General features: G+C 59.7%; 22 protein-coding genes and 1 tRNA gene. 3 read left to right on the top strand and 20 right to left on the bottom strand.

Annotated features, from left to right (window positions below):
* Positions 1 to 57: 57 nt before the first annotated feature.
* Positions 58 to 312: a hypothetical protein gene (locus ACYPYQ_RS07245; protein ID WP_459722065.1), complete on the bottom strand. Its 255-nt coding sequence runs from the start codon at positions 310 to 312 to the stop codon at positions 58 to 60.
* 130 nt (positions 313 to 442) lie between these two features.
* Positions 443 to 530: transfer RNA gene (locus tag ACYPYQ_RS07240), tRNA-Ser, on the bottom strand.
* Positions 531 to 653: 123 nt separating this feature from the next.
* Here ACYPYQ_RS07240 and mltF point away from each other — a divergent pair.
* Positions 654 to 2,018 carry a membrane-bound lytic murein transglycosylase MltF gene (gene mltF, locus ACYPYQ_RS07235; RefSeq protein ID WP_459722063.1) on the top strand — a complete coding sequence of 455 codons (1,365 nt, stop codon included), beginning with the start codon at positions 654 to 656 and terminating at the stop codon, positions 2,016 to 2,018.
* Positions 2,019 to 2,174: 156 nt separating this feature from the next.
* Here the strand turns inward: mltF and ACYPYQ_RS07230 are convergent, their stop codons facing one another.
* The 7 genes from ACYPYQ_RS07230 to ACYPYQ_RS07200 all read right to left on the bottom strand — a co-directional run bounded on the left by ACYPYQ_RS07230 (position 2,175) and on the right by ACYPYQ_RS07200 (position 9,162).
* Entirely contained in the window at positions 2,175 to 3,362 is a 1,188-nt protein-coding gene (locus ACYPYQ_RS07230; RefSeq protein WP_459722061.1) for a hypothetical protein, read from the bottom strand.
* 65 nt (positions 3,363 to 3,427) lie between these two features.
* The gene (locus tag ACYPYQ_RS07225) at positions 3,428 to 4,156 is read right to left on the bottom strand and encodes an outer membrane lipoprotein-sorting protein (RefSeq protein ID WP_459722058.1); all 729 of its coding nucleotides are present in this window, start codon (positions 4,154 to 4,156) and stop codon (positions 3,428 to 3,430) included.
* 10 nt (positions 4,157 to 4,166) lie between these two features.
* The gene (locus ACYPYQ_RS07220; RefSeq protein ID WP_459722054.1) at positions 4,167 to 5,429 is read right to left on the bottom strand and encodes an ABC transporter permease; all 1,263 of its coding nucleotides are present in this window, start codon (positions 5,427 to 5,429) and stop codon (positions 4,167 to 4,169) included.
* Positions 5,426 to 6,133, bottom strand: a complete 708-nt coding sequence (locus tag ACYPYQ_RS07215) for an ABC transporter ATP-binding protein (RefSeq protein ID WP_459722051.1) — start codon at positions 6,131 to 6,133, stop codon at positions 5,426 to 5,428. Before ACYPYQ_RS07215 ends, ACYPYQ_RS07220 begins: the two co-directional genes overlap by 4 nt.
* Before the next feature lie 8 nt (positions 6,134 to 6,141).
* On the bottom strand, positions 6,142 to 6,558 hold the full coding sequence (locus ACYPYQ_RS07210) for a DUF2141 domain-containing protein (RefSeq protein ID WP_459722048.1): 417 nt from the start codon (positions 6,556 to 6,558) through the stop codon (positions 6,142 to 6,144).
* Between the two features lie 130 nt (positions 6,559 to 6,688).
* Complete coding sequence (locus ACYPYQ_RS07205; protein ID WP_459722046.1) at positions 6,689 to 7,384, bottom strand: alpha/beta hydrolase-fold protein; 696 nt, start codon at positions 7,382 to 7,384, stop codon at positions 6,689 to 6,691.
* Positions 7,381 to 9,162, bottom strand: a complete 1,782-nt coding sequence (locus tag ACYPYQ_RS07200; RefSeq protein ID WP_459722043.1) for a serine hydrolase domain-containing protein — start codon at positions 9,160 to 9,162, stop codon at positions 7,381 to 7,383. Before ACYPYQ_RS07200 ends, ACYPYQ_RS07205 begins: the two co-directional genes overlap by 4 nt.
* A 71-nt stretch (positions 9,163 to 9,233) precedes the next feature.
* On the opposite strand from ACYPYQ_RS07200, the gene ACYPYQ_RS07195 reads away from it, so the two are divergent.
* A complete protein-coding gene (locus tag ACYPYQ_RS07195; RefSeq protein ID WP_459722040.1) occupies positions 9,234 to 10,043 on the top strand; it encodes a polysaccharide deacetylase family protein in 810 nt (269 codons plus the stop codon).
* Positions 10,040 to 10,750 carry a class I SAM-dependent methyltransferase gene (locus ACYPYQ_RS07190; protein WP_459722036.1) on the top strand — a complete coding sequence of 237 codons (711 nt, stop codon included), beginning with the start codon at positions 10,040 to 10,042 and terminating at the stop codon, positions 10,748 to 10,750. Before ACYPYQ_RS07195 ends, ACYPYQ_RS07190 begins: the two co-directional genes overlap by 4 nt.
* 101 nt (positions 10,751 to 10,851) lie before the next feature.
* On the opposite strand, the gene ACYPYQ_RS07185 is transcribed toward ACYPYQ_RS07190, so the two are convergent.
* The 11 genes from ACYPYQ_RS07185 to ACYPYQ_RS07135 form a co-directional block, all read right to left on the bottom strand.
* Entirely contained in the window at positions 10,852 to 11,853 is a 1,002-nt protein-coding gene (locus ACYPYQ_RS07185; protein ID WP_459722033.1) for an esterase/lipase family protein, read from the bottom strand.
* 165 nt (positions 11,854 to 12,018) lie between these two features.
* Positions 12,019 to 12,351, bottom strand: coding sequence for a phospholipase A (locus tag ACYPYQ_RS07180; protein ID WP_459722030.1), 333 nt, complete (start codon positions 12,349 to 12,351; stop codon positions 12,019 to 12,021).
* Positions 12,278 to 12,898, bottom strand: coding sequence for a phospholipase A (locus ACYPYQ_RS07175; protein WP_459722026.1), 621 nt, complete (start codon positions 12,896 to 12,898; stop codon positions 12,278 to 12,280). Before ACYPYQ_RS07175 ends, ACYPYQ_RS07180 begins: the two co-directional genes overlap by 74 nt.
* A gap of 284 nt (positions 12,899 to 13,182) precedes the next feature.
* Entirely contained in the window at positions 13,183 to 13,320 is a 138-nt protein-coding gene (locus ACYPYQ_RS07170) for a hypothetical protein (protein ID WP_459722023.1), read from the bottom strand.
* Positions 13,321 to 13,439: 119 nt separating this feature from the next.
* A complete protein-coding gene (locus tag ACYPYQ_RS07165) occupies positions 13,440 to 14,798 on the bottom strand; it encodes an alpha/beta fold hydrolase (RefSeq protein ID WP_459722019.1) in 1,359 nt (452 codons plus the stop codon).
* Positions 14,799 to 14,860: 62 nt separating this feature from the next.
* Positions 14,861 to 16,477 (bottom strand): B12-binding domain-containing radical SAM protein, encoded by a 1,617-nt coding sequence (locus tag ACYPYQ_RS07160; RefSeq protein ID WP_459722015.1) that lies wholly within the window; start codon positions 16,475 to 16,477, stop codon positions 14,861 to 14,863.
* 40 nt (positions 16,478 to 16,517) lie between these two features.
* On the bottom strand, positions 16,518 to 17,270 hold the full coding sequence (locus tag ACYPYQ_RS07155; RefSeq protein WP_459722012.1) for a glycosyltransferase family 2 protein: 753 nt from the start codon (positions 17,268 to 17,270) through the stop codon (positions 16,518 to 16,520).
* The gene (locus ACYPYQ_RS07150) at positions 17,267 to 18,016 is read right to left on the bottom strand and encodes a lysophospholipid acyltransferase family protein (RefSeq protein ID WP_459722010.1); all 750 of its coding nucleotides are present in this window, start codon (positions 18,014 to 18,016) and stop codon (positions 17,267 to 17,269) included. The genes ACYPYQ_RS07155 and ACYPYQ_RS07150 overlap by 4 nt, the downstream gene beginning before the upstream one ends.
* Before the next feature lie 3 nt (positions 18,017 to 18,019).
* Positions 18,020 to 18,823: a MipA/OmpV family protein gene (locus ACYPYQ_RS07145; protein WP_459722007.1), complete on the bottom strand. Its 804-nt coding sequence runs from the start codon at positions 18,821 to 18,823 to the stop codon at positions 18,020 to 18,022.
* 203 nt (positions 18,824 to 19,026) lie between these two features.
* A complete protein-coding gene (locus ACYPYQ_RS07140) occupies positions 19,027 to 20,028 on the bottom strand; it encodes a chorismate transformation enzyme, FkbO/Hyg5 family (RefSeq protein ID WP_459722004.1) in 1,002 nt (333 codons plus the stop codon).
* Complete coding sequence (locus ACYPYQ_RS07135; protein WP_459721999.1) at positions 20,028 to 21,341, bottom strand: NAD(P)/FAD-dependent oxidoreductase; 1,314 nt, start codon at positions 21,339 to 21,341, stop codon at positions 20,028 to 20,030. Before ACYPYQ_RS07135 ends, ACYPYQ_RS07140 begins: the two co-directional genes overlap by 1 nt.
* Between the last annotated feature and the right edge of the window lie 127 nt (positions 21,342 to 21,468).

The raw sequence follows: 21,468 nt of genomic DNA, 5'->3' as shown, positions 1-21,468 counted from the left end.
TAACACCGCCCCCGCCCCGCCCCGGGAAGAAATCCTGTCGCCGTTGACAGCCCGTTGTTATTGGCGAGAAGACTTGTCCTGCTCGCGAAACACCCGGGTCAGGGAGGCGATCAGGATGGGAAGGTCCTGTTTGTGCAGATCGGGAAAGGCGTTATGCAGTGTCTGGTGCAGCATGCTGCGCGAGGGTGTGCCGCCCCCTTCACCATGTGTAGCCAGCAACGGGGACGCGATGCGATAGGCATCGTCGAATATGTCGCGGATGTGCGGGTATTTGCGGCGCTCGACACCGCCGTTGCCTGACTGGACACTCATACTTCCTCCGTTACCACTGTTTTTGTTCCAAGCTATCTGTCCACACTAACGGCAAGCCAGTAGATGGTCAATTGAAAATCTGTGTTGTTTCGACTGTAAAAAAAACCGCCCACGCGGGGCGATTTGTATTTGGCGGAGAGGGAGGGATTCGAACCCTCGATACCTTGCGGTATGCCTGATTTCGAGTCAGGTACATTCGACCACTCTGCCACCTCTCCGAGACTCTGTTCGAACGCGCATGCAAAAGCCATCTGCGGTCCGAAGGGCGCGCATTTTACCAGCAACCTCCTTTTTCGGGCAGAATGTTGCTCACTCCATCCTGAATCGCATCACGATCGATAATGCGCAGCCTCTATCCAATGCGGGCGGTCGTCCTAGTCGGCCTGTTCGCATGGCTGGTGATCAAGGCGACCGAAACGCCGCCGCTGCCTGATTGGCGGTCTGGAGAGCTGATCGCAGTGGTACCCGACGCCTCCATGGTCACCGATTCAGCGTTCGAATCCGATCTGGTCACCTTGTTCGCCAAACACCTCAACGTCCGGGTGAGATTGGTCAAACAGACATCTGACGAGGCGGTCGCCACTTTGCTGGCGGGTGATGCCCATCTGGTCGCCGGCTTCCGTTCGCGTTCGAACCCCTCCCTTCGCTACAGCGGCGGTTACCACAAGCTGGATGAACGCGTGGTCTGCAACGGCAACACACCCCGCAGACTCGATGAACTCACTCTGCGCGAGATCGTGGTCGCACGCGAGTCCGCGCAGGAAGCCGCGCTGCGCAAACTGCGCGAAGAACATGAAGAATTGGCATGGGAGTCGCGCAAAGGCAGCTCGCCCATCGAACTTCTGGAAACGCTGGCCAGAGGCGAGATCGATTGCACGGTAGCGAACGAAGAGCAGATCACCACCATGCGCAACTACTACCCCGAGATAGGCAGCGGCCTGAGCCTGAACCTTGATTCGGACATGAGTTGGGCCATCAGCGCCGAAGGCGACGAAGCCCTGCTGGAGGAGATCGACCGCTTCCTTGCCGAGAGCCGCAAGAACCGGACACTGCATCATGCGATCGATCGCCATTACGGTCATAACGACCGGCTGGGACCCATCGATGTCACGGCATTCATCGAGGATACGCGCGCCGTGCTACCGCACTACCGCCAATGGTTCCAGGATGCTGCCGACCTGACCGGTATCGACTGGCGCCTCATCGCCGCACTGGCCTACCGCGAATCACGCTGGGACCCGAACGCCACCTCGTACACCAATGTGCGCGGCCTGATGATGCTGACCGAGGTGACTGCCGACCGTATGGGGGTGGAGAACCGTCTCGATGCGCGCGAGAGCATCATGGCGGGCGCTCGCTACCTGCAACTGCTGAAGGAACAACTGCCGCTGCGCATCTCGGAACAGAACCGCCTGTGGATGGCGCTGGCCGCCTATAACCAGGGCATGGGGCATCTGGAGGACGCGCGCATCCTGACAGGACAGCGCGGACTCAACCCCGACGTATGGTCCGACGTGAAACGCGTGATGCCCCTGTTGTCACGCGCCGAGTTCTACGAGAACACCAAATACGGTCAGGCACGCGGCGGCGAAGCGGTGGTGCATGTCGAGACGGTGCGGCTGTACCACGACATGCTAAAGCGATTGGATGCGGAAGGGAAACTGCCGAAGACTTCGCATTTCCCATTCGGGCTGGGAAAGGAATAGTCGAGACTCACATCTGCCGGAAATGATGCGCAGCTATTGCATGACTTTCCCGATAAGACCGTGCTGTTCGCTGAAGATCTGGCGCACGTTTACCAGCGCTCCGCGAAACCCTTGTCAGAAGTTGAGTAGCAATGGGATGGCTGCTTCTTCATGGACTCAGATTGAAGACTTGAGTCCCAGTGTGACACTGCGCGTGAACAATGCACCGGATTCCTGCCTTGCACCTGCCAGCGGCAACACGACCAGTGCATAGAGGCTCAGGCGCGGATGCAGGGTGGTCTCACCGTAGGCGGCAAACTCATTGCCATTATCAGTGAGGTTGCGTGTGTACATCAATCGCCAGTAGCCGGTTTCGGTCATCATGTTGGCCTGCCACACAGCGTGGAAGTAGTCGCGCCCGAGCAGACGCGGCATCAGACCCAGCGGCAGTCCGAACTGCGTGGTGGCGCGCTCGAAGTAGGCAGCTTCTTCCGCTTTGCTGTAACCGTGCCCGTCATGCAGATATTCGAGCGACAACGCCTGACCGTTCTCGAAGGTGTAGGACGACCCAAACAAGGCGGCATTTCCGCGCAGCGAAGGCGATTGGATGACATAGGGTTGTGCTGCATGGGCTGGCGAGCCAAGCGCTACCGACAACACCGACGATCCGAATTCGCCGTACAGCATCAGTTCGTCACTCATCGTGTACTGTCCATGAGTACCGTAGAACGCCCCCAGATGCGGCGCCTTGGCGGCGACCACACCCCAAACCATCTCTTCGCCGCGCATATCGAACTTCGCCAGCCAGCTGTCGCGCCACGCATCCGGTTGTTCCTTACCGTAACCTGAACGCACCACATGCGCCAGCGTGGCGCTGCTCTGCATATCTGGCGTCCACGAAAGTTTCACCACATCCATGCCGGCCAGTTCGCGCATCGGATCGCTGCGGCCGTTGTCGAAATAGAACGGACTCGATGGCGAGCGGAACTGCGCCGGCCCCCAGTTCAGCACATCGCGCCCGACGGCGGCATTCCAGCCCTCCGCCGCGCGCACGCGCACCTGCCATTGGCTGGCATAGCCTTCGCTTCGCGAACTCCGGCCGAAGCCGTTGTGCAGTTCGCGCGTGGAGCCGATGAAACGGCCGCTCAATCGCACGTTCTCGTTCTCCACCTTGAAGCCGACGCGCAACTCGACCACCTCGCTCACCTGCGGCAGCCGCGCAATCTGGTTATGGGGGTTCAGCACGCTGTCATCGCGCAGCGTCATACGACTGGCATAGCCGTACAGCGTGGCATCGCCGGAGGTATGCCAGTCGGAGTCATCGGCTACTGCATAAGATGAGGCAACGGTCAGAATCGCCGCCAATAACAAATCCCCCCCAGCCCTGCTTTGCAGAAGTGGGATGGAGAGGTGATTGAAACTCACTCCCTTCACTGCATCTGCCCCAGATCGAATTCCGACGCCGCGATCTTCTTCACCTTGACCGTGCCGAACTCCATGACTGTTTCGGCGTCGATCAGTGCGTCGCGGATGGTCATCCTGCTGATGAAGGGCATTCGCTTTCCTTCATGCTCGATAATGTTTCCGTACTGGAAGGTGGCAGTCTTGAGCAACTTGCCGCTGACAGAATAGAACTCGGCCTTGATGCCGACCACGCGCTTGACCGACACCCAGTAGCGGATCTTGTCGTAGGTGGCGCGTTTGTGTTTCGCGGCAAGATTCAGCACATGGCATTCTTCTCCATCGACGTTCTCGGTGCCGGCCAGCTCTGCCTCGTAGTCGCCCGCATAATTGGTGGCGGCGATGTCACCGTTGGATGCCTGCCCGCTCATGCGCTGGCGCGGTGAGATGGGGATGGGTTTGGACAGGCCGGGCCGCGTCATCCACATGTTGCGCCCCACCTGCATGATCTTCGAGCCCTTGAAGCGCACCGGCTCCTGTGTCTCAGCGAGACTGGAGTCGTCCACCGCCTTCACCAGGATGCGCTGCGCTTCGTCGCGGCGTTCGCCGTCGCGCGATTGCAACTTGATCTCCCACACGATGCCGGGCAGGCCGCCGCCGCGCGCCTGGTCGGAGTCCTTGAGGATGCTGTGCGCGTCGGGTGCGGCCATGACGGCACCGGACATTGCGAACAACATCAAACTGACGATCTTTCTCATAGCCTGCTCCTTAAACATGCCCCAACGCATCGATGATGTCCTTCTTCGCCGCGCGCCGCGCCGGCATGTATGCGGCCAGCGTGCCCACCAGCCCCATCAGGATAAAGGTGAAAATGGTACGGCCCACATCCATATCGACCAGCAAGGGCACAGGGCTGGCGCTGTTGGGCGGCACATAAGAGATGTTCGCCAGATTGATTCCCCAGCGCACCAGCAACGCGATCAGCAGTCCGGTGGCGCAGCCGATCAGCGTGAGCAGCAGCGACTCCATGGTGAACAGCCGGATCACGCCGCTGCGCTTGAGGCCGATGGCGCGCAGGGTGCCGATCTCGCGGGTGCGCTCGATCACGGTCATGCCCATGGAGTTGGCGACGCTCATGATGACCACGGTCAACACGATGTTGAAGATGAAGCCGAAGATCATGTCGAACATGCCGTGCACCTGATTGTAGAAGTCTGACAAGTCCTTCCAGGTCAGGATCTCAACTTCAAACCCCGCTGCGGCGAGCTTCGTCTGCAGGCTGTCGCGCATCGCCCCGGTCTTTGATTCATCGTCGAGCAGGATGGTCAGCCGTTGTGCGCGCCCTTCCGCATCCAGCAAGGTGCGCGCGAGCGCCAGCGAGACAAAGGCGAACTTGTCGTTGCTGCCCGCATTGCCGGTGTTGAAGGATCTGCCCAGCGTGATGTCGGCGGCATTGGCCTGCCCGCTCAGCGTGTTCACCAGCACCTGCGCCTGCTCGCCCTCCTTCAGGTGCAGCATCTCAACCAGCCCTTCGCTCAGGCTGGCCACTTCCGCATGCTCGGGGTCGAGCCGCATCTTCATGTTGTCGAACATGCCGCTCTCGCGTTCGTTCTCGGTCAGCGAACCCTCACGCAGCTTGATGACCGCTTCCGGCGCTATGCCCTCGGCGATGAAGATGGTGCTGGCGCGGCCGTTGCTCACCAGCCCGCTCATGCCCAGACGCGGCGCGACCAGTATGACGTGCGCTTCTTCCTGCACCAGTGTGGTGATGGCGGAGACTTCCTGCGCCGTGAGCAGATAGCGCTCGGGATCGAGCTTGCCTTCCGTGCGCATGCCCTGCTTGTACAGCGTCAGGTGACCCAGCATCTCGCCGTGGATGGACTGGCGACCGAGACCGTCGTAGACGTTGTGCGTGTAGCCCGCGAACAGCACGATGGCCGCGAAGCCAAAGGCGATGGCGAGCATCGTCACTGTCGAGCGGCGGCGGTTGCGCATCAGGCCGCGCAATGCCAGTTTGATCATGTTCTTCATGCCGTCACCTCATCGCTCACGATGTTGCCGTCGCGCAGCAATATCTTCCTGTCCACATGGTCGAGCAGGCGCTGGTCGTGCGTGGTGAACACGAAGGTCACCTTGCGCGCGCGGTTCATCTCGCGCATCAGCTCCACCACCATGCGGCTGTTCTCCGAATCCAGGTTGGCGGTCGGTTCGTCGGCGATGACCAGCATGGGATCGACCACCAGTGCGCGCGCGATGGCCACGCGCTGGCGCTGGCCGCCGGAGAGTTTGTCCGGCAAGGAATTTTTGAACCGTTCCAGCCCCACATCCACCAGCGCGGCAGCTGCACGTTCGCGCGCCTCCTGTTCGGCCACGCCCTGTATCTGCAAAGGCAGCATCACGTTCTCCAGTGCGGAGAGCACGGGCACCAGGTTGAAGTTCTGGAACACGAAGCCGAGCTTCTTGCTGCGAAACTCGGTGAGCGCATCGTCATCCAGCACGCGCGTATCCTGCTCGTCAAAATGCACCTCGCCCTCGGTGGGGGCGTCGATCAGGCCGATGATGTTCATCAGTGTGGATTTGCCGCTGCCGGACGGTCCCCACACGGCGAGGAACTCGCCCGCGCGGATGTCCAGCGAGATGCTGTTCAGTGCGTCGATGGTGGTCTCGCCCAGCAAGAATCGGCGCTTGATGTTGCGCAGTTTCAGAATGGGCGGGCGGATGGTGGTTTCGCTCATATTCGTTCTCAGTGAATGTGAATGGATCTTGAAACGGTATCGTCGCCGATCTCAAAAGCTGCATCGGCAAAATCGGGCGGACCGAAGCGGCCGCGCGCATCGTTGGAAAAACCGTAGTCTTCCTTTGGTACACCAAAAAGGTTCTTGTCATGCATGCCGTTTTTGTTGCTGTCCACATAAACTGCCACGGCATATTTACCCGGCGGCAGATCCGGTACGAATACCGTCAGACTCTCGCCAGCGGCCTCGCTGACGACGCTGCGATAGAACTTGTCGGCAACCGGGAATTGCTTCGACTGGCTGGCCGAATAGACCGCGATGTGTATCTTATTCCCGGCCAGACTTTTGCCCTGCAACTCCAGTTTGATCTCGCCAGCCTGAACGCCTGTTGCCGCCAGCAACACTGCCATTATCAATCGCTTCATCCTTACCTTTCCCGCACATGACACGCGCACTGTAAACAGGTGGCGTTCGGAATGGGAGAAAAAACAACGAAACGTCAAATACAGGGAGCAAATCGCTTCCCGTCCGGCTTGGGTGTACTGATGAAATACGCTACTCATGCACTGCGGGCATGCCAGCCACATTCGTCACCCTGTCTAGTAGCTTCCCCCACAGCGCAGACCAAGTATCCCAATCGTGGCCGCCGTCCACCTTAAGCACATGCTGAGGCAACAAGCGCTCTGCCAACAGGATGCTGGCAGCGCCATAGCGATCTTCATGTCCGTAACCGAGGTACATGACGGGGAAAGCATCTCCTTGAATGGGTGCCTGTTTGATTTGATCCAGCAAGGCACGCTCATGGTCGCGCGGGGCGATCTCGCCCACGCGCCACTGCTGCAACCCGCCTGCCGCCCCCACCTCGGCGATGAGGCCGCGCGTGCCGAGGAACGGTGCCAACAGGAATACTCTTTCTATCTCCGTTGGGCGCTGCGTGGCACAGATCATCGCCCCCGAACCGCCGAGCGAGATACCGAGCAACCAGATGCGGCGGTAACCCTGCGCGCGGATCTCATCCAGCGTGCCATGCAGCACACGCTCTATATCGGCGTGTTCCAGATAAAGGTCAACATGCGCATCCAGTGCCAGCACGTCCACCGGCAGTTCGCGTTCGCGCAGCGCGCGGATGAAGCCGTTATCCACCAGTTGCTGCGGCGTATTCTTCGCGCCCGGCAGCATCAGCAACAGAATACGTTCGCCATCCGCAGCGGGCGCGGCATCAAAGACGTGATCGATCGGCAGTTGCATCATTTCACAAAACCATCTTTCGTCCGCATCTTGAGCTCGAAGCCGGAGAAGTACATGCGCGGCACCCCATCAACCTTGGCCACGCGCACCGTCTCACCTTTGCCGCTGCCAACACCGGCCATGATCAGTTCGCCCTGCGCCGGCGCGGGCAGGAAAGCGGTGCGCAGCAGGAAGCCCGGCATCAGCGAGGTATTGAACTCGCCCACCAGCAGGTCACCATCGCGCACCACGCGCACGTTCTCGGGCATGGGGCCGTCGTGCGGATTGACGAAATCGTATTCGCCCACGTAGTCGTTCAGATAGTCAGGTAGCGGCTGCGGATGCAGCTTCTCGCCGACCAGCATGGCGCGGCCATCTTTCTCGTAAACCAGCACCTCGCGCCCGGCCACGCGGCGCAGCGACAGCTTCATCTCTTTCATCTGCTGATTGGCGACCGGGATGAAGCCGAGCAGTTTGAGGCGCACGCCAAAATGGCCGTCCTCGTGCTTCACCAACTCGAAATCGAAATCCATCAGTTCGGCGATAAGCTCATCCTTGCGGTTCTCCACCTTGACCAGACCGATCAGCGTCTCGAAGTAGCCGTCGTAATCGCGCAGGTCGTCCGTGCTCAGCGGCACCATCTTTGATTCGACGAACTGCTTCTGCGGCTGCGTGATGCCGCGCTTGGCTTCGAGTGCGAGCTTGAGCGTCTCTTCCGTCACCTTCGCCACCAGCGCCTGCGAGTTGGCCGAATTGGATAACACCACCACGCCCAGCTTGTGCTCGGGCAGCAGCGCCAACATGGTGTGGTAATTGAGCGTGGTGCCGCCATGACTGACCACCTTGCCCGCGCGCGGCACGTCCACGCCGCTCAGCATCCAGCCCAAGCCCATCCTGAAATCAAAATCGAGCGCCACGTTCTCATTCTGTGCGCGGACCATCTCGCGCAGGCTGTCCGGCTTGAGTATCTGCCGCCCGGCGAAACTACCGTCGGCGAACAGCATGCGCATGAAGCGGGTCATATCGCTGGCGCTGGAGATCAGGCTGCTCGAAGGCAAGTCGCGCAGCGGAATGGCTTCCACTTCCTTGCCGTCTTTGTAGGCCTTGCCGGGAATGCGCGCGGCGAACTCGGAGCGCGACATGCCCAGCGGCTGCAACAGGTGGCGGTTCATGTAACCGGCATAACAATCACCGCCGATCTCACCGATAGCCGCGCCGAGCAGCGAGTAACCGAGATTGGAATAAGCGAACACAGTATTGGGCAACGTCGCGACATATTCATCGCGCACCGCAGTGACCTGCTCCTCGAACGGCGCAGGATGGCGGTCGGCCATGCCGCGCACCCAGTAACCGGGCAAGCCGGAATGGTGGGTCATGATGTTGCGTGGCGTGATGCCGCGCGTGTCACCGAAGCGGCTCTTGATGGAGAACTCGGACAAGTAGTTTTGCAAGGGCTGGTCGATATCGAGCTTGCCCTGCTCCGCCAGTTGCATCGCCGCCGTGGCGGTGAACACCTTGGCGATGGAGCCCAGATGATAGGACGTGTCCTGCGTGGCCTTGACTTTGGCCGCCTTGTCTTCATAACCGAAGCCCTGCGCCCACACCACCTGCTGGTCGTCCACCAGCGCGATGCTAAGCCCGGTGACATCGTCGTCATCCATGCCCTGCTCGATCAGCCAACCGATGTATTGTTTTGTATAACCGTAATCGCCGCGCGTGACGGCGGCGGGTTTTTGCGGCGGTGTGCTGCACGCGCTCAGGGCGGCGATGAAGGCAAACAGAACGATCTGGCGAAACAGCACAAGGACTCCTCAAGGTTCGAACGAAACGCCATTGTATAATGCCGCACGAATCCCACACCTCCGCCGCAACGATGCTTTTCCCCTGCCGCAACTGGAAGCCGACACTCGCCATCAAGCTCTCGCTCGTGCTGCTTGCCGTCTGCATCCTGCTCACCTTGTGGCACCCTGCGCTGTGGCCGTGGACGGCAAGCATCGTGTTTGCCAACCACATGATCCTCACCATCGCCGGCCTGATTCCGCGCAGCACGCTGTTGGGCCCCAACATCACGCACTTACCAGCGGATGCAGCGCAACGCGGAGAAGTGGCGATCACCATAGACGACGGCCCCGACCCGGAAGTGACGCCAAAGGTGCTGGATATTCTCGACCATTACCAAGCCAGGGCGACCTTCTTCTGCATCGGCAAACTCGCCGCGCAACATCCCGATCTTTGCCGTGAGATCGTGCAGCGCGGCCATCAGGTCGAGAACCACAGCATGTCGCACAACTGGTATTTCTCGCTGCTCGACCCGTGGCACATCCACCGCGAAGTGCGCGAAGCGCAGGACACATTGAGCGCGATCACCGGACAGGTGCCGCGCTTCTTCCGCGCCACCGCCGGCCTGCGCAACCCGGAGCTCGAACCCGTACTCGCCCACTGCGGCCTGCGACTATGCAGTTGGAGCAAGCGCGGCTTCGACACGCAGGTACGCGATGCCGATACCGTATTCAACAGCCTCGCGCATGACCTCCGGGGCGGCGACATCCTGCTCCTGCACGACGGCAGCGCCGCGCGCACCGCAGCAGGCCAGCCCGTCATCCTCGACGTGCTGCCTCGCCTGCTGGAAAATCTTTCGCAACGCAATCTCCACTCCATCACCCTCGCCGACGCCATCCCATGACCACACGATTCCGCCGCACCCTGCTTGAAAGCGCTGCACAACCTTACCGTTCCGCCGGTCTGTTCGCGTGGAAATTCGCTCTGGGAAAATTAAAAGGCGACCCGGCTTTCCTCGGCCTGCTGCAACTCGGCCTCATCCCGGACGGGAAGCGCCTCATCGACCTCGGCTGCGGTCAGGGACTGCTCGCCGCGTGGTTACTAGAAGCGCGCACGATTTATGAAGCGGGAGAATGGCCGCAGGGCTGGCCCGCCGCGCCAAAGATCGAACATATCTGGGGACTGGAATTGATGCCCAAGGACGTGGCACGCGCCCGTGCCGCGCTCGACGCCCGCGCCGAGATCGTACAGGGCGACATCCGCAGCGCCGACTTGGGCCAGGCCGATGTGGCGATTATCCTCGATGTGCTGCATTACATCAGCTACGAAGCACAGGAAGACGTATTGCGCCGCATCCATGCCGCCCTGCCCAAAGGCGGCACCTTCATCACCCGTATCGGCGATGCGGCAGGCGGACTGCCGTTCTACTACAGCAACTGGGTCGACCGCGTCATCTTCTTCCTGCGCGGCCACGGCATCAACCCCATCTACTGCCGCAGCACCACCGAGTGGTTGGAAGTGCTCAAACGCTGCGGCTTCGAAGCCCGCTCGATGCCCATGCACAAAGGCACCCCGTTCAGCAGCGTGATGCTGATCGCGAAAGCGGTTTGATTGCTTGTTTCATCACAAGAACAAGGCCGCTTTAGAGCGGCCTTGTTCACTTCTTGCATCGTGATTTTCGTGAATGAAGCGGTTCTTATTTGCGCCGAATATCAGGGATGCGGCAGCGCAACATCATCCTCGTGCAACAAGGTGTCGTCCTGATAGATGCGCGCCAGTAGCAGATTTAAAGCGGAAACGCGTTCGGGCGCTGTGAGGCGGAGGACGCCTTGCTGTTGCAACGTGGCGATGAGCTTGGTCGGCGCGATACGCTTGTCGCCGACGATTTCAACGTGCCCGGCCTTTACGACGACAAGTCTTGCGCGGGCGTCATTCTCTATCTGTGGATTGTGCTGTTCTGCCAGAGAGAATACATCGTCATCTTCCATACAGCGCCCGTTCTCTATGCGACGACAAGTGCCGCGTTCATCCGTGTCGATCTTCAGATAGCTGTTCACTTGCGGGTTCAGCTCGCCGGGGGCGCGAATGAAACTCGATGAATAGGTGATGTCGTTCCATTTTGCGCCGGTCACGATGTAGCAGCTCGCAGGTACCAATCCCAGTGAGAGTACTTGCAGCCATTTTTTTCCGCATGTTTCCGCCGAGGCAATACCGTCGAAGGGGCCGGATATCGTGACGAGTCTCAGGTCGGCTTGGTGCCCGGCTTTGACAAGCGGCAAGTCGGTGAGCGACTTGCGAGAGATGAGCGCCCCCTGGCTGTGGCCTATCACCGTGATCGATGGCGTGCCCGTCTGTTCGGCGAGCTGGTCGACGGCATTGCGCAATCCGGTCGCGCTACGGGTAAGGTCGTCGCGGTCGTCGTAGGTGAAGCAGGCGGTCTGCTGCCCATGAAAAGCCAGCACTTGAGCCAAGCCGCGAAACTCGCCTGATGAGCCGAAACAGCCATGTGTCAGCACATTGACGGGTTGGTTCTTGTCTATACGCAAAGTGCGGTCCGGGTTGTCGGTGCAGGGACCGAGGCCGGGAATGTTCAGCGCGACGTTGGCAGCGGGCAAGTTGCCATGGTCCATCTCGTAGTAGGCCGGATCGCGCGGGGCGCGTGTGCCGCAAGCCGCCAGTTGCAGGAGCAAACAAAGAATGATTAGAAGTCTCATTTCGGCATGACCCAAAGTGTGCCTGGAAGCGGGTTATTCCAGTGTTGATTGGATTGGCGGATTAAAGTTTGCAGTGCAACGCCCGACCGGAAGAATACCTGACCGGCTGTCTGGCATTCAAGGGAATCAGCAAAGTTGGCAGCCCAGACGGCAGCCTTTATTCGCTTATTCATACGGCATGGAGATACCAATGCCGACGGTGCGGTGGCGTTGGTTGTAATCGATGAGGCTTTCGCCGTAACCATCGAAATACTGCAGATGCAGATTGGTGTTATGCAACAGCGGTGTGACCAGTGTTGAAGAGAGTGCGAGATCGAACTGCACCGAGCGGATGCGCAATAGCGCGCTGAGAGTAGCCAGCTCGTTGTGCTGGTAGCGCAGTTCGAGATCGCCGTGACCGAGATATTTCGCGATGTCCGGGTTGTCATCTTCGGCGCCCCCCCCCCCCCCCGCCCAGCCGTTTCCACACGCGAGGCAGCAGCGCGAGCCTGCGCCCATCGCCGAAATCGCGCTCAAGGCCGGCTTGCAGATACACGCGATTCCACGCGCGCGAGCGCGGCAATACCTGTCCGTTGGAATGGTGGACGATGGCAAGGTTGACGAAGGCGGCATCGAAGCCGCCGACCTTCTGGCCTTCCGGACGGTGCGAGAGGATGAGTTCGGGTTCGAAGTTGTTCTCGCGGAAGGGTTGCGAGCGCTCGAAATCGTAGAACTGCCAGAAAGAGAGCTGCGTGTAGCCGAACCAGAGCGTATTGCGGCCTTCGCCCATCATGTGCCCCTTCAGGCTGATCTGGAACTTCATCTCGTTGTGATCGAGCTGATACGAAGGCGGCACCTGATTCGCCGGATTGGGACTGGCGGGCGTGTCATTGGGGTTGGAAGAGCGCGCGAAAAACAAAAAGTAGTTCTGCCTGTGCATGCGCAGGGCTTGATCCGAGGGTGTCCATTGTTCGGCCAGCGTCCACCGGTGCTCCGGTCGCTCTTCCCCTGCACCAACTGCATAAATGGGCAGCGCAAGCAGCAGGGCGAGGAGAGCATGCTTCATCATCAGACGGCGGCGAGGTCGTAACCCGCAGGAACAAGGCAAGGGGCCTGTTTTGAAAAAAGTTGGCGCATTGGTCAGGTTCCGGGTTTCGTAGAAATCAAAATTGGCGCGGATTCAGCCCCGCCTGACCTGAAGAATACCTGAGCGCACGTCAGGGACCCAAGGCGTTTTCGGACGCGCGGCAGCGGAACATGCAAGTTAAGTGCGCTCACGCATCCTTAGCGTTATTGCGGATTGCCCCGCTTCCGGCACTGCAAATCCATGAAGGGACCTTGATACCTCACTCATCCCTCACCCGGCGACACCTGGTTGCAGATGATGGTGCGATCTTCGGAGCTCATCCACTTGTACCACGGCGCACCAGCAGCCCAGACTGCAGTGCCAAACAGCGACAATAGCAATATTGCGACCTTCGATTTCATACCATCACCTCTTCGTAATTACTATTCGATGCTGACCCGTTTCGCTTCTCTTGGTAGCTAAAGCGATCTGAACCGCGCTCCGCTGCGCTCAAGCACGGCTCGCTACGATCGCCGACTTCTCATAACACCGCATCATTCATCTTCTTGTAGGCGTGCAGCGCACCATCCATATGCGGACTGCGCACATGGCAGATGGAGAATACGAACTTGCTTCCTTTCGCCTTGACCGCATGTTCACTTCCTTTCAGAGATACGCCGGCCAGATCGAAGCGGCTCTTCTCTGCCTCTATAGCGATCACACCCGAAATGGATCCATTGGTGATAGTGACGTTCGATCCAAACGCTTGCACGCCACCGACCTTGCCTGAAATGTCGGTATCGATCAGGCTGATTCTGGAATCGACCACCTTCAATCGCCCCATCCGTGCATCTCGTATGATGACATTAGTGCAATCTCGCACATCGATACTGAGGTAATCGCCTTGGAACACTTTGCCAGACTCGCCCGAGCATGTTCCCACACGTTTGCTGGCGAGCGCGGGCTGGCGACGGGATAGCGGATTCAGACGACTCAGCTCCTGATCGCTGGCCGACAGATGTCGCCTGATCAGCTCGTTCGTCTTCTTGGACTGGTCTTGCATGGGCACGTGCCCTGAATCGAAAACGATCTCCAAACGTGCGTGCGGCATGTGCGCGGCCAGGACCTCACCGGTACGCCGTGGCACCGTCGGATCGCCATCCCCCCAGAGGATGAGCGTCTCTTCCGTCACAGAGACGATGGCATCGCTAAAATCCTCACCCGCCAGCTCAAGCGCGGCGATCATCTGGGGATCCCCCTGCAGCACATACTCGCGTCCCATCTTCGAGTTGGCGATATCGATCGGCGAGATCGGCAATCTGTCGATCTGCTCCATGATCTTGCCGGAGAATCGTTCTGCGAACCCCCGTGTCTGCTTCATGCCGCTCGCTTCCTGCAGCATCGATCCGGCCTGGAACTTAGAGAGCACCTGCGGATGCAGGATACCGGCCGCATCCAGCAACACCAATCGCTGGAAGTGAGCCGGACGAAGCGATGCGAAACGTAAGGCGATGGCCCCGCCCATCGAGTGACCCACGATGTGGTAAGGCTTGCCATGGAAATAATGCGCTGCCAGATGATCGGCCAGCTTCGCGTAACGTGTCGGAGAATAGGTCTGACTGCCCTTGTCGGACTTGCCGAATCCCGGCAGATCGAATGCGAGCACATGGAAGTCGGCCCCCAGTGCGGCGATGGTGGTTTCCCAATCCTCGATCGAGCCACCGAGTCCGTGTATCAGGATCAGACCGACATCGGCATCACGGTTGAGCTGAAGGGTACATACCTTGCCTTCAAAGACCGGCTCCTTGATGCACTCCTCGTAGACCCCTGTATCGCTCCAAGCCGTCTGAAGCCAGATGACGGAGGTCAAACAGACCAGCATTCTTATGATGGTTTTCATTTCGTGCTTCTCATCCGGATAGATAGCCACGGTGTGGCGAAACGTACGAGTGGCGGTACGGACTAATCCTCTGTCATCGCAGTGCTCTGTAACGGCACGTCCGCCGCCTTCTTCTGCACGCTGACCGGCAAGGTGACTTTCACCGTCGATATCTTGTCGGCATACAGTTCCTCGCCCAACAGAGGTACGAGGTTAGTCGGCTGACGCGGGTGTTTAGGGAAATCCTGTTTGATCGCTTCCAAGTCTTTCTGCTTGGACTGGAAGTAGCGGTTAGCCTGGATCACGCGCGGCAGGTTCTTGATCAGGTGCCACAGGCTCCAGCGATGTTGCCACAGGCGTTTGGCGAAGGTGCGGTGGTAGTTCTTGCTGTTGTAGAAGCGCAAGATGTGCCAGTTGTAGAGCGCATCCATCTCTTCGCGTGATTTGAATCCTTTGGGCAGGAACACGAAGTTGAGGCAGTTGAGCAGGCGCCAGTCTTCAACAAAGTCGCCCTCTTCGCCGCTCACGCATTCGTCCCAGATCGGCGCGCCGTAGAGCGGGCTGAACTTGGTCATATTCATCTCGTCGAGATTGAGCGAGAGGATGAAGTCGCTGGTGGTCTTCACCGTCTCCAGCGTCTCGCCCGGCATGCCGAAGATGAACAAGCCTTTAGCGCGCAGTCCGGCGGCGTGGATCTGCTCCACGGTCTTCTTCACTGCTTCCAGCGTGACGCCCGCCTTGTGCCGCTCCATCATCGCGGGGTCGGCGGATTCCACACCCATGGACACCATCAGCGCGCCCGCCTGCTTGAGCTTGGCCAGCATCTCGTCCGAAGTGTGGCCGGTGCGGATGGCGCAGTTGAACTGCATGCCGAGCGGTTTCTCAATCAACAGGTCGCACAGATCGAACACGCGCTTCTTCTGCGCGGTGAACAGGTCGTCGTAGAAGTTGATGTGGTACACGCCGAAGTTATCGCGCAGGTGCTTCATGTGGTCGTAGATGTACTGCGCCGAGTTCACTTTGTACAAACGCTCGAACACGGTGCGGTCGCAGAACGAGCAGGTGTAGGGGCAACCGCGCGAGGTGATCATGGTCGCGCCGTGTTTCTTGATGTAGGAGAACAGCGGCAGGTGGTAAGCCTCGGGAAATCCTTGCAGCTTTTCGTAAGCGGGGAAGGGCAAGTCGTCGAGATTGAGGATGCGCTGGCGGCGCGGGTTGGAGATGATCTTGTCGCCGTCGCGGTACACCATGTTGGATATCTGCGCGACCGGCATGCCGTTGGCGTAATCCGGCAGCGCGCCCTCGCCTTCGCCGATACACAGGTAGTCGATCTCAGGAAAGTGCTCCAGCAGCGGCGCGCCGATAGACGAGGCGTGCACATTACCGAACAGGATCTTGATGTCGGGACGCTTCTTCTTGATATAGGTAGCCATGTCCACCGCATCCATGAAGCCTGAAGTGGTGGCGGAGAAGCCGATCATCTCGGGATCACTCGCGAGCACTATCTCGGCATTCGCTTCGATGCTCGGCGGCGCGAAGGGGCCGAGGCAGTCGTGCACGAAGGTGGTGTGGCCGTGCTTGTCCAGCCAGGCGGCGAGCGAAAGGATGCCGATGGGCGGCATGCGGTTCGCCAGCACCGAGAAGTCGGGCTGACCGGGGACGAAGTTGAAACCGGCGGGATGGACGAAAGTGATGCGCATCAGAATCTACGACTCTCAGCGTGAACTAGTCTGGAGTATGTCAGAACAATTTCCGCCAAATCAACAAGGGCAATCGGATCAGGAATCCTGTGAACAGGCGCAGGTGCATGCTGGTAAGTAGGATGTTGTCGCGCAGGTAGTTGAAGTGCGACACGCCGCCTTCGTCGGCGCGGAAATATTTCACGGGCGCATCGACGTTGATGGGTTTCGCGCCGCACCAGCACAGGCGCACCGCGGCCTCGGGGTCGAAGTCGAAATGGCGCATCCAGTAGCTGTTCTCCATCACGCCCAGCAGCATCTGCGCGGGATAGACGCGAAAACCGTACAGCGAATCGCCGATGCCTTGCCACAGCGTTTCGAAGTTTGCCCACCAGTTTGAGACACGGCGCCCGCGCACGCGCAGCAGCGGCGCGCTGGCGTCGAACACCGGACGGCCCAGAACCAGCCCGTCGGGATTGGCGATGGAGACCTGCATGAACTCGGGAATTTTTTCAGGCGGGTGCTGGCCGTCTGAATCCATGGTCAGCACATGCGTGTAGCCCTCGTGCACCGCCACGCGCAGACCGAGCAGCACTGCCGCACCCTTGCCGTGGTTCTCTTTTGACACGAGTACGCGCAGTTGCGGGTCCTGTTCGGCCATCTTCAGCAGGCCCTCGGCGGTACCGTCGGTGCTGCCGTCCACCACCACCCACACCGGCGCCCATTGCGCGCGCGCGGCGCGCACGGTGTCGTACACCTTGTCGCCGGTGTTGTAGCTGGGGATGAGAACGAGATGGGTCTTGGAGGGAGTCATGATTCTTTCTGCGTCATTTGTTCGCAATAGTATCGCTCAAGATCGGCGGCGAAGGTCTTGGCATCGCCCTTCACCTCGAAACGCTCGCCCAGCCGCGCCGTGTAGCGCAGGGGAAAGACCGGCTTGTCAAAGAACGACCAGTTCTTGCCGAGGAAAGGGCTGCTGGCCTCGATGAACACGGTCTGCACCGGCACGCCCGCCTTCTTGGCGACCAGCGCGAAACCGCCCTTGAATTCGTTCACCGGCTCGCGCACGGTGCGCGTGCCCTCGGGGAAGATCAGCAGTTGCGCGCCTTCGCGCAAAGCGACACCGGCCTCGCGCACCAGCATGGCGGTCGAGTCGTTGCGCACATAGCCTGCCATGCTGGCACCGCCGCCGAGCAGCGGGTTGTCGAGCAGCTTGGCCTTGAGCACGCAGACGAAATTTGGCAGGCGCGAGCCGATCAGCACCACGTCGATCAGCGCGGGATGGTTGGTCACGATGACCAGCGAAGGTTCGTTGCGCAGCGCGTCCAGCGCCTTGAGGTCCAGCCTCACCAGACCGCTGGCGCGCACCACGAACAGGTAGATGCGGAACACCATCATGATGGCATAGCGGCCGACGCGCAGTCCTAGACGGTGCGGCAGCAGGTGGCGCAGCAGACTGGCGGGCAGGCTCCAAGCCAGGCAGATGACGGCGAAGAACAGCAGGCCGCCGTACAGCACCACATATTCATACAGCGATCTGATTGCGCGCCAGAGGATCATCGCTTACTCGTATTCCACTTCCACCAGCTCATCCGACTTGTCGAAGATCCACGTAATGGCGAAACCGACAGTGAAATATTGCTTGCTTCTGACCAGCGGACTGCCGGCAAAGACCGCACTTTTCAGACTGTCCCATTTCGCGAATCCGCCGACCCAACGTCCGGGGTAACGCTTGTTGAAAGCAAAGATGAACTGTGTGCCGGCATAACCGCCGGGCGCCTGGTAGGCCGGGCGATCCGCTGTGGCGTATTGCGGATCGACATCGTAGAAATACGAGTGGTAGCGCCGGTCGGAATAGATCACCCCGCCCACCAGGCCGATGTTCCAGCCGCTGCGGTCGATGTCGTAGAAATCCAGATTCAATTGCGGCTGGAACAACCAGCCTTCGTGGTGCACGCGCTTGAAGTCGGATGCAACGACCGCGCGCAGGGGCATGCGGATGTCGAAGGTGTTCTTCTTGTCTTCGGTATACCAAAGGTGGAAGTTGAGTGAAGGGCCGACTTCCAGCGTGGGATCGAGGTTGGGCATACCCTGCCGCGCTTTCGCACCTTCGGCCGGGACGGAACCGTTCACGCTGACATCCATCTCCACCCTGTCCTTCTTGAAGATCAGGCCGCGCACCCGCTCGCGGCTGACCTGCAGCACTTCGCCGTTGTAGACGACATAGGGCGCCGGCAGCAGATAGGACTTGCGCTCGTCCGAGCCGCGATAGACGGGAAAGTCGATGGCGGCAACACCGGCACCGATCTCCCACAGCGGTCTGATCTCGGTCTGTGCCTGGGCCGCCGACAAACAGCAGAACGACAACAGCACGCCACGAACAAGATTATTTATTACTGAAAAAGCAGTTGTCCACGAAATACACGAACGAGGGCGTTTGCATATTTTGAGCTCGGCCTCTCCCAAGGAGAGGAATGCCAAGCGGAAGTGCTCAGTTGAAATATTTCGTGCCTTTCGTGCTTTTCGTGGACCCTTAGGTTTTGTCTGTCTCATTCCAAAAGACCCGTGCGCTAGCGCGCGTCGTTGAAATACGCGCCTTCGATCTCCAGCAGCAAATCGGATCGGCAGATGTTGGAATGCAGATAGACGGCCCGGCAGGCAGTACCGAATTCGGCCTGCACCCGGCTTTGCACCATCGCCAGATCATGCTCGTGGCGCACATAGACCTTGAGCAGCATGCGTCCCTGCGCGTGATCGTAATGCGGCCCCTGCTGCAGCAGGGTGCGGATGTTGAGTAGCGTTTCCTCCGTTTGTTTCTCCGCGTCGCCATGGTGCAGGGTCTCGAAACCGACGATGCTGGCCGTTCCGGAGATGAAGAAGCAATCCTGTCCGCCCAGCGTCACCGCCAGTGCGCGCACAAAGATCGGACTTTTGGGGCCGAACTTTTCGGGGTAGTGGTAGGCACTGACCTGACGCGGATTTTCAACCGCACGCCCGGGTTGTTTGCCTGCCATGAAATATATGGTTAGCGAGCCGCTATTGCTGCCCAGTGCGCTGGCGGCAGGCACATCTTCCTCGCTGATGCTGCGACCGTTGGCGACGAATGCGGCATGCCGACCAACGTTGAAACAGCGATAACGCTCCTGGCCGTTCTCGTCATCATTGATCTGCGGGAAGTAATGCCAGACGCGCAACAGATTGCGGTAGCCGAAATGATCAATAAAACCGAAGATGCGCATATAAGCCTGCTCGGCCAGCATCTCAAGCGTCTCGCCGGGGCGCTGTTCCAGCGTCAAACCGCCGAACAGGGCCTTGCCGTCACGGGTGCCGCAGATGCCCAGATGCTCGCAGACGGTAGCCTCTTCGTCGCTGGTCCACACTTCGACGCTGCTGTGTTTGCCGCCCAGCACCGGCGCGGCCACCGCGAGCGGCGCGCAAGGCATGGGCGGAAGCGCGACCTCGCGACCGAAGCCGATCACACCCAGCACTTTTCCGGCATGCTTCTGCAGATATACGGGTGCCTCATCCGGATCGAGATATGCCAGCCCGAATTTTGTATCTTCACTCGCCATCAGTCCGACACTCCAACTTCGGCCACCTTGATCGAATGCTTGCGCTTGCGCCACGCCATGATGGAGGACGGCAGATGCAATATCGAACCCGCGTAGTACATGAGCTTGAACATCGACAGCCAGAAAGAATATCGCTCGGTGCGATATACATCGCCGATCAGGATGGAGATCAGCGCCTTCTTCACCCGGCTCTCGGCGCCCTTGTACATGAGCAGGTTGCGCATGGCCGGCGTGGTGATGCGGTAGATGAACCAGGAGAACACCGTGGGGCCGTGCATGATGGCACGGTCGAATTCCTTCAGCGCCTGTCGCGCTTCCTGCGGTTTGCTCAGGCAACGCTCGACCGCATCGGCCCCGGCGAAAGAACTGGCCATCGCGAGGAACACGCCGGAAGAAAAGATCGGGTCGATGAAAGCGAAGGCATCGCCGAGCAGGATGTAGTTCTCGCCGGAAGCGCGTTCCGACTGGTAGGAGAAGTTGCCGGTGGCGGTGACCGGTGTTTCCAGCTTGGCATCCTGCAGGCGCTCCACCAACGCCGGACACATGGCGATGGTGTCCATGAAGAACTGCGTGAAATCGGTCTTGCGCGTCTGCATGTAATAGGGCCAGCAGGTCGCGCCGATGCTGGTGTTGCCGTCGGCCAGCGGGATGAACCAGAACCAGCCGTGGTCGAACCAGAACAGGCTGATGTTGCCCTCGACTTCGCCTTCCAGACGCATCGCGTTGGAGAAGTGGCCGAACATGGCGGCGCTGTTGTGCTTCTTGTTGCGGTGCTTCATGCGGAAATGGTTGGACAGGAAAGTGTCGCGACCGGAGGCATCCACCACGAACCGGGCTGTGATCTTCCGTTGTGTCCCGTCCTTGTCCTGCGCGCTCACCACCGCGCCGTCGCCCTGCAGGAACTGGATGTCGTTGACCTTGCATTCCTCGACCGCGCGCGCGCCCTTGGCGACGGCGTTTTTGAACAGGACCTCATCGAACTCGTCGCGCCGCACCTGATAGGCCGAGGGCCAGGTGTTGTCCCATGCGTCGTTGAAGTCGATCATCACCGGCGCACCGTGCCACGGCGAAACGAATTCCGCTCCGCGCTTGACGATGCCGATGCGCCTGATCTCGTCGGCGATGCCAAGACGGTCGAACATGGGCATGTTCATCGGCAAGAGCGATTCGCCGATATGGAATCGCGGGTGTTTGGCTTTCTCCAGCATCAGCACATCGCGGCCGCGCTCCGCCAGCAATGCGGCGATGGTTGCGCCGGCCGGACCGCCGCCTATGATCAGGACCTCGCAGGCATCCAGGTTTTCATTACGCATGTCGCTACTTGATTCCATTTGTCATTCCGCCTTTGTACGCACTGCGACCGGCGACTGTTCTGGCCGATTCATAAATGCAGCCGACATACAAAGTTGCGGCACTCTGAACTGCGAGCACATTCGAATA

It is taken from the genome of Sideroxyarcus sp. TK5 (assembly GCF_054601595.1).
Note: the sequence above shows the minus strand (reverse complement) of the source record. Positions and strands in the feature narration are given on the sequence as shown.